Source organism: Citricoccus sp. (assembly GCF_035445025.1).
In the GTDB taxonomy this organism is placed as follows: domain Bacteria; phylum Actinomycetota; class Actinomycetes; order Actinomycetales; family Micrococcaceae; genus Citricoccus.
In genome coordinates, this window is sequence record NZ_DAOMPX010000003.1 from 1 (window position 1) to 14,181 (window position 14,181).

Here is a 14,181-nt window from a genome sequence, read left to right on the forward strand (position 1 = left end):
CGGGGACGGGCGCCTCACCCTGCCACTTGACAGACGTCCACTACATATCAGTCGACATGAAGTGCAGCCTGGTGGAACGCCAGGATCTGCAGCTCGGTGGACAGGTCCACGGCCCGGACGGACACGCCCTGCGGGACGGTCAACTCCACGGGTGCGAAGTTCAGCACCCCCTGGATCCCGGCAGCGACCAGGCGGTCCGCCAGGGACTGTGCGGCACCCGCGGGCACCGCCAGGATCGCCAGCCGGGCACGGGTGTCGGACACCACCTCCTCGAGGTCGTCCATGGACCGGACCACGCTGGGACCGCGGGCCTGTCCGATCACCCGGGGATCGGCGTCAAGCACGGCACAGATGCGCAGTCCCCGCTCGACGAAGCCGTCATACCCTGCCAGCGCCGAACCGAGGTGACCGGCGCCGACGAGGACGACGGGCTGGTCCTCGGCCAGCCCGAGGACCTGGCTGATCGCCCGCTGGAGGGCCCCCACCGGGTAACCGACCCCCGGGCGCCCCAGGTGTCCGAGCCCGGCCAGGTCCCTCCGGACCAGCGGGGAACCGACGCCAGTCCGCTCGGCCAGCACGACGGAGGACACGCGGGTGGCCCCCTCGGCGGCCAGGGCGGCCAGGGCACGGAGGTAGACGGGCAGCCGCCCCACGGTCCGGCGGGACAGCGAGGGTCCCGCGGTGCGTGCCTCGGGACCGGACCCGGTGGGAGGTCCCCCCGTCACGGGCGGTCCGCCCCCAGCAGGCGTTCCAGACGGACCGGGTCGATCCGCCAGAAGTCGCGCTGGACACCGTCCACCATCAGGACCGGGATCTCCTCGGCATGGCGCGCGGCCAGGTCCGGCTGCCCGGCGATGTCCACCTCCCGCCAGGGCACACCCAGCCGGCCGCAGACCTCCTCGACCACGGCGACCGCGTCGGCGCACAGGTGGCAACCGTCCTTGACCAGCAGGACCACATCAGGAGAACTCTTCACCCCGTCATCGTAGGCAGACGCAACGGGGCCGTCCTGCCTTGCGGCGGGACGGCCCCGGAAACGAGCGGAGACTCAGCTCACTTCTTGTTGCGGCGCTGGTGACGGGTCTTGCGAAGCAGCTTGCGGTGCTTCTTCTTGGACATACGCTTACGGCGCTTCTTGATCACAGAACCCATAGGGAAACCTCTTGCTTGGTTGGTGAACCGCCAGCAGACGACTGCTGACGATCCGGCGTCATAGGTCAAAACGTTCCCTAACACCTTACCCTGACCCGGGCCCGGGGAACGAACCGTGTGCGTTGGGGCGGCGGCGATCAGCCGCGGTGGTCCTCCGTGCCCGTGACACGGACCTCCGTGGTCCCGGTCTGGAGGATCTCCTCCACGGCGGCCTGGGGCACCCGATAGGAGCGCCCGAAGCGGACGGCGGGGAGTTCACCGGCGTGGATCATGCGGTAGACGGTCATACGAGACACCCGCATCATCTCCGCCACCTCCGTGACGGTCATGAATCGCGCTTCGGCGAAGGTACCGGCATCACCCACGGTGTGTTCCTCTTTTCCACTGGTGTCGACCGACGCCCGCCCCCCTCCCAGACGGGGCATCCTCGGGCGTCCTGTCGAATACTCGCCACACTCTAGTCACGGCGTGCACAGGATCAGAGTGTTCATCGGCGGGTCAGTCGAACCAGGGATCCAGTCCGTGGTACGGGAAGACCGCCTTGCGGGTCGCCATGATCGTCTGGTCGATCGCGTCCGAGGGGTCGTAGCCGACCTCCCAGGAACGCCACCACACGTCCACGCCGTCCGACATCAGGTGCGGGATCCCGCCCTGCTCCCGGGACTGGGAGAGATCCAGTCCCGCGGCCCGGGCGGCGTACCGACGCCACGTCTCGGGGATCTCCGCGTCCGTGCGCACCGGCCGGCCGGTCGCCACCGCCAGCAGGTGGCTCCAGGTCCGGGGCACCACCGAGAACGGGCTGTACCCTCCTCCGCCGGTGGCCAGCCAGCGGTCGTGGGCGAAGTCGGCGGCCCAGTCCGCGGCGTCCAGGGCGAGCTGGCGCTGGCCCTCCACGGACATCGTCAGGTTCGTCAGGGGATCCTCCCGGTGACCGTCGCACCCGTGCTGGGTCACCAGGGCGTCCGGGGCGAACACCCGCAACAACTGGGGCACCACCGCGTGCACGGCGCGCAGGAACCCGGAGTCCCCGGTCCCGGGGGGCACTGCCACGTTCACGGCGGTGCCCTGCGCGTTCGGGCCGCCGACGTCGTTGGCGAAGCCGGTGCCCGGGAACAGGGAGATCCCCGTCTCGTGCACGGAGATCGTCAGCACCCGCGGGTCGTGCCAGAACATCGACTCCACGCCGTCCCCGTGGTGGGCGTCCAGGTCCACGTAGGCCACCCGCTCGGCGCCCAGGTCCAACAGCCGCTGGATGGCCGCCGCGCAGTCGTTGTAGACGCAGAATCCGCTGGCCTGGCCGCGTGCCGCATGGTGCAGGCCACCGGCGATGTTGACCGCGTGCCTGACCTCGCCGGCCCAGATCGCCTCGGCCGCGGCCACGGAACCGCCGAGGATGCGGGCTGCCGCCTCATGCATGTGCGGGAAGACCGGGTTGTCGTCGCTGCCCAGTCCCATGTCCCGCCGGTGCTCCACCTCGCCCGAGCTCACGGAGCGCACCGCGCGGACGTACGCGGGATCGTGGACGGAGGCCAGGAGCTCGTCGGAGGCCACCTCGGGACGGATGATCCGCAGGCCCTCGCGGTCCATCAGCCCCAGCGCCTCGGCCAACCGGTGCGTCAGGTCCAGGCGGACCGGCGCCATCGGGTGGGCCCTGCTGAACTCATACTTCAGCAGCGCCTCGTCCCAGACGACGGCGGCGGGAACGCGATCAGGGGATGTGCTGGTCATCACTGACAGACTAGGCCTCCCGGCCCGGGACGCGCTCGTCATGACGCTCACCCCGCCTTCCGGTGACATGAGCGGTCGATGGAGGATGATGGTGGACGTGACCCGGCAGATACCCGTTCCCAGGCCCCGGCGGCGTGCCGCGGGACGGATCCCGACGCCGTCGTCCGGCCCCATGGTCCGCCCGGCCTCCGTGCCCCGCGGCCCATTGGCCCCCGTGGACGTCCCGGCCGGGCTGCGCGGCGCCGCGACGCGGTTGCGCAGGCTGGTCTCCACCGTTGCCGGCGCCTCCCCCGCGCGCGCCGCACTGTCGGCGTTCGCCCTCGTCACCGTGCTGTTCACGGCGCTGCTCTCGCTGCCGGCCGCCACCCAGAGCGGACGGGTCACCCCGTTCCACGACGCGCTGTTCGTGGCCACCTCGGCGGTCTCGGTGACGGGACTGACCACCGTCAACACCGCCGAGCACTGGAGCCTGCTCGGCCAGGCCATCATCCTCGTCGCGATCCAGGTCGGCGGCCTGGGCATCCTGTCCATGGCCGCACTGCTCTCCCTGGCGGTGTCCAAGCGGCTGGGCGTGCGCTCCAAGCTCATCACCCAGGAGGGGATGACGACCGGCCGGATCGGCGAGGTCGGTTCGCTGCTGCGGGTGGTCGTGCTGACCTCCCTGACGCTCGAGGGCCTCCTGGCCCTCGTGCTGGTCCCGCGCTTCATGGTGCACACCGGCTCGTTGTGGGAGGGCCTGTGGAACGGCGTCTTCTACGCCGTGTCCTCGTTCAACAACGCCGGTTTCGTGCTGCACGTGGACGGCCTGGAGTCCTTCATGGGCGATCCCTGGATCATCTGGACCATCATGGTGGGGGTCTTCGCCGGGGCCCTGGGCTTCCCGGTCGTCATGGTCCTGATGCAGCAGCGGTGGCACTACTCCCGGTGGAACCTGCACACCAAGCTCACCGTCAACACCACCCTGGCCCTGCTGGTGGGCGGGGCCGTGCTGATCGGGATCTTCGAGTGGAACAACGCCCAGACCCTGGGCCAGTTCGGGCCGGCCGGCCGCATCCAGTACGCCCTGTTCACCTCCGTCATGCCCCGGTCCGGCGGCTTCGCGGTGTTCGACATGAACGCCCAGTCCCCCGAGACGCTGCTGCTGACCGATGCGCTGATGTTCGCCGGCGGCGGCTCGGCCTCCACGGCCGGCGGCATCAAGGTCAGCACGATCGCCGTGATGTTCCTGGCCATCGTGGCCGAGGCCCGCGGCGACCGGGAGGTCACCGCGCACGGCCGCACGATCGCCCCCGAGTCGTTGCGCGTGGCCATCGCCGTCCTCGCGCTCGGCGCCACCCTCGTGCTGGTGGGCACCATGGCCCTCGTGGCGATCGCCGACGAGTCGCTGCAGCGGCCGCTGTTCGAGGTGCTGTCCGCGTTCGGCACGTGCGGCCTGACCACCGGCCTCAGCGAGGAGTTACCGCCCTCGGGCAAGTACGTGCTGGCGGCACTGATGTTCTCCGGCCGCGTTGGTACGATCACCTTCGCGTCCGCGCTGGCCCTGCGCCAGCGGCGCAACCTGTTCCGGTACCCCGAGGAAAGGCCGATCATTGGCTGAGAACCGTCCGGACCCCCATGCTCCGGTGCTGCTGATCGGCCTGGGTCGCTTCGGCGCGGCCGTGGGCGAGCAGCTCGTGGCCCAGGGACGCGAGGTGATGGCGATCGAGCGCGACCCCGCCCTCGTGCAGAAGTGGGCCGGGTCCCTGACCCACGTGGTCGAGGCCGACGCCACGGACATCGAGACCCTGCGCCAGCTCGGCGCCCAGGAGTTCGCCACGGCCGTGGTGGGCGTGGGCACCTCGATCGAGTCCTCCGTGCTGATCACCGTCAACCTCGTGGACCTGGGCGTGGACCACATCTGGGTCAAGGCCATCACCCCGGCCCACGGCAAGATCCTGCGCCGCATCGGTGCCCACCACGTGATCTTCCCCGAGCACGATGCCGGCGTGCGCGCCGCCCACCTGGTCGGGGGACGGATGCTGGACTTCATCGAGTTCGACGATGACTTCGCGATCGTCAAGATGTACCCGCCCACCGAGGCCGTGGGCTTCACCCTGGCCGAGTCCAACATCCGCGCCAAGTACGGGGTGACGATCGTGGGGGTGAAGACCCCGGGCGAGGACTTCACCTACGCGCAGCCGGACACCAAGGTCGGCCCCCGGGACACCCTGATCGTCTCCGGCCACACCGACCTGCTGGAGCGGTTCGCGGCCCGGCCCTAGTTCTCCTGGCTGATCTGCCGCCCGCGCTCCGCGGAGGCGCGCATGCCGTCCGCGATCAGCCGGGCCAGTCCCGCGTCCAGGAACGACTCGACGGCCGCCTCGGTGGTGCCGTTCGGGCTGGTCACGGCCCGCCGCAGCACGGCCGGGTCCACGTCCGGATCGGCCAGCATCCGCCCGGCGCCGGCCACGGTGGACCGGGCAAGCTCCTTCGCCAGCGGCTCGTCCAGGCCCAGTTCCGCGCCCCCCGCCGCCATCAGCTCGGCGAGCAGGAACGCGTAGGCCGGTCCGGAGCCGGAGACGGCGGCCACCGCGTCGATCTGGTCCTCGGCCACCCGGTGGACGGACCCGGAGCCGGCGAACAGCCGTTCGGCCATCTCCAGGTGCTCCTCCGTCGCGGTCCGGCCGCCGGCCAGCCCGACGGCGCCCATCCCCACGGTCAGCGGCGTGTTCGGCATCGTGCGCACCACCGGCTGGCCCTCGGGCAGGCTCTCCTCCATCGCCGCGGTGGTGATCCCCGCGGCCACGGAGACCACCACGGTCTCCGGTGCCAGCGCGGTCGAGATCTCCCGGCACAGGGTGCGGATGTACCTGGGCTTCACGCCCAGCACCACGACGTCGGCCCCCGAGGCGGCGTTTCGGTTCGCCTCGGGATCCCGCTCGGTGCAGCTCACGGCGATCCCGTGGCGCTCCTCCGCGGCGCGCGCGCTGTCCTCCGAGTGGACGGTGGCGCAGACCCCGGCCGGGTCCGTCCCGGCGGCCAGCATGCCGGCCAGGATGGCCCCGTTCATGTTGCCGAGTCCGAGCATCGCGATCTTCACTGGGCACTCCTTGCGGCCGCGCGCTCGACGCCGACGGCCAGGTGGTTGCGGGCGTATTCGAGGCAGTAGCCGAGCATCTCCTCGCGCTGGCCGGCGTACTTGGCCTTGCGGGTGCCGACCTCCACGCAGATGGCGCCGTCCCAGCCGGTCTCGCCGAGGAACTCGAGGCAGGCGGCCACCGGCTGGTCGCCGTCGCCGGGCAGCAGGTGCTCGTCCTTGCCGTTGGCGGTGCCGTCGGTGAGGTGGACGTGGCGCAACCGCTCCCCCAGCACCTGGAAGGCCTCAAGGGAGTCCTCCTGGGCGATCGCCGCGTGGGAGAAGTCCCACGTGACGTGCTCGTAGGCCTGCGAGACGGGGTCCCAGTGCGGCAGGTACATCTTGGCCTCGCGGGCGCCGGCGCGCCACGGGTACATGTTCTCCACGCAGATCTTCACGCCGGTGGCGTCCATGATCTCCTCGATCCCGGCCGCGAAACCGGAGGCGTAGTTGCCCTGCCAGCGGAACGGCGGGTGCGCCACCACGATCTCGGCCCCGACCTCTCGGGCCAGGTCCGCGCTCTTGGCCAGCTTGTTCCACGCCGAACCCCACACCTGCTGGGTGAACAGCAGCGTGGGGGCGTGGATCGAGTGGATCGGCATCCGGTGCTTCTGGGCCAACCGGTTCAGCAGCAGTCCGTCCTGGGACCACGAGTTGTGGGTGACCATGACCTCCACGGCGTCGTAGCCGAGGTCCTCGGCCGTGGCGAAGACGTCCTGGGTGCCCAGCGGGAACACGGAGGACGAGGACAGCGTGACGGGGATGTCCCGCGGCACCTGGGGCCCGACGTCGGGCGTGCCGGGCGGCTGGCGCGTGGACTCCAGGGCGGCGGCCAGCCGGCCGGGACCGAGGGCGGGCCGGGCGGCTCCGCCCAGCGTGGCGGTGGCGCCCTCACGCACCCGGGCCGGACGGGACTCGCGTTCGGCGACGGCCCCGCCCCAGGGACCGGTGTGGCGCTCGGCGTCGGACTCCCGCTCGGCGGCCGCGGCCGCGGCGGCCTGCTCCGCGCGTGCGGCGATCTCTTCAGCGCTCTCAGTCAACGGTCACCCCCACGGAGAAGCCCGGCAGCATCGGGTCCGGGTTGAGCCGGACGTTGCCGACACCCCGGACCGCCTCCTGGCCCAGGATTCCCTCCTGGACCAAGGCATCCAGCCTACGCATGATCAGCCCCTCGCGCAGTGCCCACGGGCAGATCTCGAGCTGCGCGATCCCGAACTGCTCCATCGCGGCCTCCGCGGCGATCCCGCCCGCGAGCATCTGGGCCGCGCGGACCTCGGAGACCCCGGGCAGCCCGGCCCGCTCCGCCGCCGTCATGGCCGCCATCCGGTTGACCCAGAGCTTGAGGTCCTCGATCCGCAGGTGCCGCTTGACGAACGGCCCGGCGGCCAGCGGCGCCGCCCCCGTGATCCGGGCCAGGGAGCGGAAGGTCTTGGAGGTGCCGGTCACCAGCACGGGGGCCGTCAGCGCGGGGAAGCCGCCCGCGGCCTCGGCCATGGTGACCCGGACGTACTTGCGCAGCTTCTTGACGGACTTGGGGGTGGGCGGGTCCGCGGGCAGCCAGTCCCTGGTCAGGCGGCCGGCGCCGAGCGGGATGGACGCCGCGTAGCTGGGCAGCTCGTCCGTGCCGTAGGCGATCTCGAACGAGCCGCCCCCGATGTCGAAGTTCAGGATGGACCCCACGTCCCAGCCCTGCCAGCGGCGGACCGCGAAGTAGGTCATGGCCGCCTCCTGGTCCCCCGAGAGCTCGGTCAGGTGCACCGAGGTCTCGCGGGTGACCCGGTCCAGGACCTCGGCGCCGTTGGCGGACTCGCGGATGGCCGAGGTGCAGAACGCGATCAGGTCCTCGGCCCCGTTGGCCACGGCGAAGCGCACCGCCTCCTGGATGAAGGTGACCAGGGCGTCCTGGCCGGAGGCCCTGATCCGTCCCTGATCGTCCTGGTGCTGCAGCAGGGACAGTGAGCGCTTGTGGTCCGCGTAGGCGGACGGACGGGCACCCGGGTGGGCGTCCACCAGCAGCAGGTGGACGGTGTTCGAGCCGATGTCCAGCACACCCAGGCGCATGGCTACTTCTTCGCCGTGCTCTTCGACCGCGCCGCCGGCTTGCGCGCCGGCTTCTTCGCCGGGCCCTTGGCCCGCTTGTCCGCCAGCAGCTCGTAGGCCTGCTGGGCGGTCAGCGACTCCGGGTCCATCGCCCGCGGCACGGTGATGTTCGTCTCGCCGTCCGTCACGTAGGGCCCGAAGCGGCCCTCCTTGACGACCACCTTCTTCCCCGAGACGGGGTCCTCGCCGAACTCCGCCAGCGGGGGCTTGGCCGCCCCGCGGCCGCGCTGCTTGGGCTGGGCGTAGATGTCCAGCGCCTGCTGGAGCGTGATGGTGAAGATCTGGTCCTCGGACTCCAGTGAGCGGGAGTCCGTGCCCTTCTTCAGGTAGGGGCCGAAACGCCCGTTCTGCACGGTGATCTCGGTGCCCTCGGCGTCCTGGCCCACCACGCGCGGCAGGCTCATCAGCCTCAGGGCGTCCTCGAGGGTGATCGTCTCCAGGGACATGGACTTGAACAGCGAGCCGGTGCGCGGCTTGACCTTGGCCGGCTTCTTCTTCGGCTTCGGCTTGCCGTTCTTGTAGTACTCGGTGGGCTGGGCCTCCATCCAGGCCTCCAGCTGCTCCTCGGTCATCTCCTCGATGACCTCGGTGACGTAGGGGCCGTAGCGGCCGTCCTTGGCCACGATCGTGCGCCCGCTCTCCGGGTCCACCCCGAGCACGCGCTCCGAGGGCCCCGCGGTGGCGAACAGCTCCTCGGCCTTGGCCGGGGTCAGCTCGTCCGGGGCCAGGTCCTCGGGGACGTTGGCGCGCTCCGGGTCGGTGCCCTCCGGGGCGTCCGCCGGCAGGTCCTTCTCCAGGTAGGGGCCGAACTTGCCCACGCGCAGGGTGATGCCCTCGGCCACGGGGATGGAGTTCACGGCCCGGGCGTCGATGTCGCCCAGGTTGTCCACCACGGCCTTGAGCCCCTCGGTGCCGGACTCCGCGCCGAAGTAGAAGGCCTGCAGCCAGGCCTCCCGCTGGAGCTCACCGGCGGCGATCCGGTCCAGGTCGTCCTCCATACGGGCGGTGAAGTCGTAGTCGACGTACCGGCCGAAGTGCTCCTCGAGCAGGCGGATGACGCTGAAGGCCGTCCAGGACGGGACCAGGGCGTTGCCGCGCTTGGTCACGTAACCGCGGTCCATGATCGTGGAGATGGTCGGCGCGTAGGTGGACGGCCGGCCGATCTCGCGCTTCTCCAGCTCGGCGACGATGGACGCCTCGGTGTACCGCGGCGGCGGGCTGGTCTCGTGGCCGGAGGCGATGACGTCCCGGCCCGTGAGGGACTGGCCGGCGGCCAGGTCCGGCAGGCGCTTGTCCTTGCCCTCCGGCTTCTCCGACTCGGTGTCCCGGCCCTCTTCGTAGGCGGCCAGGAAGCCGGGGAAGGTGATGACCGTGCCCGAGGCCGTGAACCCGGCGACCTCGCCGCCGGTGGCGGTCCCGGAGAGCTTCACGGTGGCCGTGTAGCCCTTGGCGTCGGCCATCTGGGAGGCGATGGTGCGCTTCCAGATCAGCTCGTAGAGGCGGAACTCGTCCCCGCGCAGCGCACCGGAGACCTGGCCGGGGGTGCGGAAGGAGTCACCGGCGGGGCGGATGGCCTCGTGGGCCTCCTGCGCCGAGTCGTTCTTCGCCTTGTACACGCGCTTGGCCTGCGGGATGGACTCCGGGCCGTAGAGCTCCGTGGCCTGCCGGCGGGCCGCGGTGATCGCCTCGTCCGAGAGCATCACCGAGTCCGTACGCATGTAGGTGATGTAGCCGTTCTCGTACAGCCGCTGCGCCACCTGCATGGTGACCCGCGAGGAGAACCGCAGCTTGCGCGAGGCCTCCTGCTGCAGCGTGGAGGTGGTGAACGGGGCCGCCGGGCGGCGGGTGTAGGGCTTGTCCTCCACCGAGTCCACGGTGAACGCCGCGCCCTGCAGGCCCTCGGCCAGGGCGGTCGCGGTGGCCTCGGTCAGCGTGGCGACCTTGCCCTCGGCGGAGTCCTTGAGCACCCCGCGGTCCGTGAAGTCCCGGCCGCTGGCGATCCGCCGGCCGTCCACGGTGGCCAGCCGGGCGGTGAAGGACTCCCCCGCGCCGGGGCCCTCCTGTGCGGTGAACGTGCCGTCCAGGTCCCAGTACGAGGCCGGGACGAACGCCATGCGCTCGCGCTCGCGCTCGACGACGAGCCGGGTGGCCACGGACTGCACGCGACCTGCCGACAGGCCACGGGCCACCTTGCGCCACAGCACCGGGGAGATCTCGTAGCCGAAGAGCCGGTCCAGGATGCGGCGGGTCTCCTGGGCGTCCACGAGGTCGGCGTCGATCTCGCGGATGTTCTCCAGGCCGCGGGCGATGCCCTCCTTGGTGATCTCCGTGAAGGTCATCCGGTAGACGGGGACCTTGGGCTTGAGCTCCTGCAGCAGGTGCCAGGCGATGGCCTCGCCCTCGCGGTCGGCGTCCGTGGCGAGGTAGAGGGCGGAGGCGTCCTTGAGCTCGCGCTTGAGCTCGGTGACCCGCTTCTTCTTGTCCGGGTACACCACGTAATAGGGCTCGAAGCCGTTGGTGGTGTCCACGGCGAACTTGCCGTACGGGCCCTTCTTCATGTCGGCCGGCAGGTCCGAGGGCTGCGGGAGGTCCCGGATGTGACCGGCCGAGGCATCCACCACCCATCCCTCGCCCAGGTACTTGGCGATGGACTTGCTCTTGGCGGGGGACTCCACGATGACGAGTTTGGTCCCGTCGACCTTCTCTGACACTCAGGCTCCTTCTCGGTCGCCGGGCGGACCGCCCGGTGCCCCTCTAATGTAACGGCACCGGCGACCGCTGCCGGATCAGGCCGTGTCGGCGGGGCCGGGCGCCGCGTCGGCGAGGACGGAGACCAGGTAGTAGACGCGCTCGGCGTCCACGGAACGCTCCGAGGCGGGGTTGAGCTCCTCGAACTCGTCGATCAGGGCCGCCAGGCGGGACTGGAACTCCGCCCGCTGCTGCGAGTCGACGAAGATCATCCCGGTGGACAGCACCGGCGGACGGCGGACCTCCGCGGACCGTTCGGCCTCCTTGTCCTCCGCCTCGCGGCGGGCGACCTCCTTCATGATCCGGTCGCGGAAGGTGTTGAGCTGGACGTCGATGAACGCCAGCTTGGAGGTCGGGGTGTGGTTCAGCGAGTCCACCAGCAGGGAGTACCCGGCGGCCTTCCACCGCCGCTCCCGGCCGTCCCCCTCCGAGGGCGAACGCTCGACGAAGCCGTACTTCTCCAGGGCGCGCAGGTGGTAGCTCATGGCCGAGGGCGAGAGACCGCAGCGGGAGGCCAGCTCGGTGGCCGTGCGGGTGGACTGGGACGCGTACAGCTCCTCGAGTGCCTCCAGCCGGGCCTCGTGGGCCAGCGCCCGGATGGCCTGCGGGTCGGAGATGACGACGGGCCGGCGCCCGCCCTGGTCCGACTCGCTCCCGGGGGCCGGAGCGGTCTCAAGTTCGGTCATGGACAGACATTCTAGGCAGGTGTTTCACATTTCGCGTGAGGTGCTTCACACTGCCTCGAGAAACCCCTCCAGGAGCAGGTGCCGCACGGCCTCCGTCAGGGCACCCTCGGCCTCGGCGTCCAGCTCCAGCAGCCCCGCGACGGCCCCGGTCAGCTGGCCGACGGTGAACTCGCCGTCCGCCGCCGAGAGGAAACCGGCGGTGGCGGTGTCCAGGTGGGCCACCCGGCGGAACCCGCCGCCCTGGCGGGCCAGGATGACCTCGGGGTGCTCGGCGCCGAACCGCTGGTGCCTCTCCTCCGTGACGTCCGCCGGGACCCGCACGTGCAGTCCGGCCAGGGGCCGCCCCTCCACGAGGTCCCACCGCTGCACCGCCGCGCCCCAGGCCGGGCCCAGGGGCTGCTGCAGCTCGCCCTGGAGGTCCTCGGCCCGGACCCGCCCGGCCCGCGGGGCCTCCGGGCGGCGCAGCCACAGGTAACCGAACCCCACGGCGGCCACGCCCCGGGCGTCGAAGTCCTCCAGGTAGCGCCGGTAACCGGCCGCGTAGCCGGCCGGGTCGTACTGCTCGGAGGAGTCCTGCAGCCACGTCTCGGCGTAGCGGGCCGGATCGGCCACGTCGCGCTGGATGAGCCAGGCGTCGGTGCCGGCCGGGATCCAGTCGCGCAACCGGGCGTCCCAGCCGCCGTCCGCGTCGTGGAGTTCCCAGTTGCCCAGCAATTGCGCCGTCCCGCCCGGTTCCAGGTGGCCCGGCAGCCGGCGCACGAGGTCGGCGAGCAGCCGGTCTCCCTCCCGGCCGCCGTCGCGGTAGGTGTTGATGCCGTCCGCGTCGCCCGCCGTGCGCGGCGTGATGACGAACGGCGGGTTGGAGACCACCAGGTCGAACCGCTCCCCGGCCACCGGGTCCAGCAGGTCCCCGGCCCGGAGGGTGACCCGCCCGCCCGGGGCGAAGGGGTCCTCGTCCGGGTCCAGGCCCAGCGCCCCGGCGTTGAGCACCAGGTTGAAGGCGGTGAAGTCCAGGGCGCGCCCGGACAGGTCCGTGGCCGTGACGTGCCCGGCGTGCGCGAGCAGGTGCAGGGTCTGGATGCCGCAGCCGACCCCGAGGTCCAGGGCCCGGGCGACCGGCCGGCGGATGACGTTCCCGGCCAGGGTCAACGAGGCCCGCCCGATGCCCAGGACGTGCCAGGGCGGCAGCACGCCGCGGGTCTGCAGTGCGGTCTGGTCGCTGGCGATCCACGCCTCGCCGAGGTCATCCGCGGAGTAGGGCGACAGGTCCACGACGGGGTGGAAGTGCCCCTCGCCGATCCGGCCGAGGTTCAGTCCCACCGCCCCGCCGGCGCCCAGCGAGGGCAGCGCGGCGTCCAGCGCCGCGACCGGCACCGCGTCGCCGAGCATCCAGCAGGACACGACGGCGGCGAGCGCGCGCTGGGAGGCGGGGGCGCCGTCGTCGTCCAGCACCTGGGCCACGCGCCGCCGGGCAGGCTCGGCCTGCTCGCGGTCCAGCGCGGCGCCGGCCGTCTCCCCGAGCAGGTCCCCGACCGCGTCCGTGGTGTAGGGCAGGGCGCGCAGGCCGGCCGCGAGGCGGGTGATCGCGTCCCGGTCCCGGCCGGGCGGCGGGGGTTCGTGCATCTGGGTCATGCGTCCATTGTGCATACCGCGCAGACCCGGTCCGGGGCGGCCTCGGCACAGCCGTCGCAGACGGTGTCCAGCGTCTTGCAGGAGGCATCGGCGCAATTGCGCAGTTCGGCGGTCGGCGTCCCGCACAGGCTGCAGCGGCCGACGACGGCGGCCCGGTCGGAGAACTCCACGCGCATCCGGCGGTCGAAGACGGCCAGCGAGCCCTCCCACAGCCCGGCGTCCCCGAAGGCCTCGCCGTAGCGGACGATCCCGCCATCCAGCTGGTAGACCTCGCCGAAGCCGCGGTGGTGCATCAGGGCCGTCAGCACCTCGCAGCGGATGCCGCCGGTGCAGTAGGTGACCACCGGCTGGTCCTTGAGGTGGTCGTACTTGCCGGAGTCCAGTTCGGCCACGAAGTCGCGCGTGGTCGTGGTGTCCGGCACGACGGCGTCGCGGAACCGGCCGATCTTGGCCTCCACCGCGTTGCGCCCGTCGAAGAACACCACGGGGGTGCCGGCGTCGCGCTTCTCGGCGACGAGGCGGTGCAGCGCCTGTGGGTCCAGGTGGGTGCCCGTGTCCCGCACCCCGTCCGCGGTGACGGTGACCTCCCCGGGGACGTCGAAGGCGACCAGTTCGGGCCGGACCTTCACGGAGAGCCGGGGGAAGTCCTCGGCGGACCCGTCCGACCACTTGACCTCCAGGCCGGCGAACGGCGGATAGGTCCGGGTGGTCCTGACGTACTGCTTCACCGCGTCGATCGGCCCGCCGACCGTGCCGTTGATGCCGTGGGGGGCCACGATGATCCGGCCGGTCAGTCCCCAGCGTTCGGCCAGGGCGTGCTGCCAGAGTCGCACGGCCTCGGGGTCGGCCACGGGGGCGAAGCGGTAGTAGAGGGCGATCTTGGACTGGCTCACCGCTCCAAGGGTAGTGGGACGCGGCCGGGTGGTTGCCAGGGTCGGCGGCGGGCTGCAGACTACCCCCAGGTGACGTTTTGGACCGGGAGAGGTTATGCCCGTGCGGTCCCCCGACGTCACGGGATAG

At 71.7% G+C, this 14,181-nt stretch carries 14 protein-coding genes; 2 read left to right on the forward strand and 12 right to left on the reverse strand.

All coding sequences use genetic code 11. The annotated features are described in order from the left end of the window. Positions 1-47: 47 nt before the first annotated feature. The 5 genes from PLJ28_RS01730 to PLJ28_RS01750 form a co-directional block, all read right to left on the reverse strand. Positions 48-725: a redox-sensing transcriptional repressor Rex gene (locus PLJ28_RS01730; RefSeq protein ID WP_183527740.1), complete on the reverse strand. Its 678-nt coding sequence runs from the start codon at positions 723-725 to the stop codon at positions 48-50. After that, on the reverse strand, positions 722-976 hold the full coding sequence (locus tag PLJ28_RS01735; protein ID WP_298045142.1) for a glutaredoxin family protein: 255 nt from the start codon (positions 974-976) through the stop codon (positions 722-724). Before PLJ28_RS01735 ends, PLJ28_RS01730 begins: the two co-directional genes overlap by 4 nt. Positions 977-1,053: 77 nt before the next feature. Then, positions 1,054-1,152 carry a 30S ribosomal protein bS22 gene (locus tag PLJ28_RS01740; RefSeq protein WP_005504750.1) on the reverse strand — a complete coding sequence of 33 codons (99 nt, stop codon included), beginning with the start codon at positions 1,150-1,152 and terminating at the stop codon, positions 1,054-1,056. 137 nt (positions 1,153-1,289) lie between these two features. After that, positions 1,290-1,481, reverse strand: coding sequence for a helix-turn-helix domain-containing protein (locus PLJ28_RS01745; protein WP_050813571.1), 192 nt, complete (start codon positions 1,479-1,481; stop codon positions 1,290-1,292). A 169-nt stretch (positions 1,482-1,650) separates the two neighbouring features. Beyond that, positions 1,651-2,880, reverse strand: a complete 1,230-nt coding sequence (locus PLJ28_RS01750) for an acetoin utilization protein AcuC (RefSeq protein ID WP_298045141.1) — start codon at positions 2,878-2,880, stop codon at positions 1,651-1,653. 172 nt (positions 2,881-3,052) lie between these two features. Between PLJ28_RS01750 and PLJ28_RS01755 the strand changes: the two genes are divergently transcribed. Both PLJ28_RS01755 and PLJ28_RS01760 read left to right on the forward strand, forming a co-directional pair. Next, complete coding sequence (locus PLJ28_RS01755; protein WP_502876458.1) at positions 3,053-4,477, forward strand: TrkH family potassium uptake protein; 1,425 nt, start codon at positions 3,053-3,055, stop codon at positions 4,475-4,477. Continuing rightward, complete coding sequence (locus tag PLJ28_RS01760; protein ID WP_010143119.1) at positions 4,470-5,141, forward strand: potassium channel family protein; 672 nt, start codon at positions 4,470-4,472, stop codon at positions 5,139-5,141. The genes PLJ28_RS01755 and PLJ28_RS01760 overlap by 8 nt, the downstream gene beginning before the upstream one ends. Here PLJ28_RS01760 and proC read toward each other — a convergent pair. From proC to trhO, 7 genes are all read right to left on the reverse strand, one after another. Then, positions 5,138-5,947 carry a pyrroline-5-carboxylate reductase gene (proC, locus tag PLJ28_RS01765; RefSeq protein WP_298045144.1) on the reverse strand — a complete coding sequence of 270 codons (810 nt, stop codon included), beginning with the start codon at positions 5,945-5,947 and terminating at the stop codon, positions 5,138-5,140. The two genes, PLJ28_RS01760 and proC, sit on opposite strands and share 4 nt — an antisense overlap. A gap of 8 nt (positions 5,948-5,955) precedes the next feature. Further along, positions 5,956-6,819, reverse strand: a complete 864-nt coding sequence (locus PLJ28_RS01770; RefSeq protein ID WP_502876459.1) for a sugar phosphate isomerase/epimerase family protein — start codon at positions 6,817-6,819, stop codon at positions 5,956-5,958. 208 nt (positions 6,820-7,027) lie between these two features. Further along, positions 7,028-8,056: a Ppx/GppA family phosphatase gene (locus PLJ28_RS01775; RefSeq protein WP_183527748.1), complete on the reverse strand. Its 1,029-nt coding sequence runs from the start codon at positions 8,054-8,056 to the stop codon at positions 7,028-7,030. A gap of 2 nt (positions 8,057-8,058) precedes the next feature. Then, complete coding sequence (topA, locus tag PLJ28_RS01780; RefSeq protein ID WP_183527750.1) at positions 8,059-10,806, reverse strand: type I DNA topoisomerase; 2,748 nt, start codon at positions 10,804-10,806, stop codon at positions 8,059-8,061. Between the two features lie 75 nt (positions 10,807-10,881). Beyond that, positions 10,882-11,529, reverse strand: coding sequence for a MarR family transcriptional regulator (locus PLJ28_RS01785; RefSeq protein ID WP_010143114.1), 648 nt, complete (start codon positions 11,527-11,529; stop codon positions 10,882-10,884). A 45-nt stretch (positions 11,530-11,574) separates the two neighbouring features. Further along, on the reverse strand, positions 11,575-13,152 hold the full coding sequence (locus PLJ28_RS01790; protein ID WP_183528568.1) for a DUF7059 domain-containing protein: 1,578 nt from the start codon (positions 13,150-13,152) through the stop codon (positions 11,575-11,577). A gap of 5 nt (positions 13,153-13,157) precedes the next feature. Then, positions 13,158-14,054 (reverse strand): oxygen-dependent tRNA uridine(34) hydroxylase TrhO, encoded by an 897-nt coding sequence (gene trhO, locus PLJ28_RS01795; RefSeq protein ID WP_298045140.1) that lies wholly within the window; start codon positions 14,052-14,054, stop codon positions 13,158-13,160. Positions 14,055-14,181: the final 127 nt, after the last annotated feature.